Below are 274 nucleotides of genomic sequence, written 5' to 3'. Positions count from 1 at the left end.
GTATAAAATTAAGGATTTATCAGGTATTAATGGAGATTTAAGACCTGGCATAGTTCATAGACTTGATAAAAATACATCAGGGTTAATTATAATAGCATTAACTAATGTATTTTCTTCATGTCCCTTAGATGGATGAACTACCATACCAGCATATTTATTTATTATAGCTAAATACTTATCTTCATAAACTATATCTATATCTATATTCTGAGGGACAATATCAACATCTTTTAATTCAGGTATATTAATAAAAATATCATCTCCAATACTTACC

The 274-nt window shown here is 26.6% G+C and carries 2 pseudogenes; one reads left to right on the top strand and one right to left on the bottom strand.

The features are described 5' to 3' along the window. Positions 1 to 97: pseudogene (locus BT993_RS07295) on the top strand (pseudouridine synthase); the annotation flags it as partial. On the opposite strand, the pseudogene BT993_RS07555 reads toward BT993_RS07295, so the two are convergent. Continuing rightward, positions 55 to 274 (bottom strand): annotated as a pseudogene (locus tag BT993_RS07555) (hypothetical protein); the annotation flags it as partial. The pseudogenes BT993_RS07295 and BT993_RS07555 sit on opposite strands and share 43 nt — an antisense overlap.

The organism is Streptobacillus ratti (assembly GCF_001891165.1).
Lineage (GTDB): Bacteria > Fusobacteriota > Fusobacteriia > Fusobacteriales > Leptotrichiaceae > Streptobacillus > Streptobacillus ratti.
Note: the sequence above shows the minus strand (reverse complement) of the source record. Positions and strands in the feature narration are given on the sequence as shown.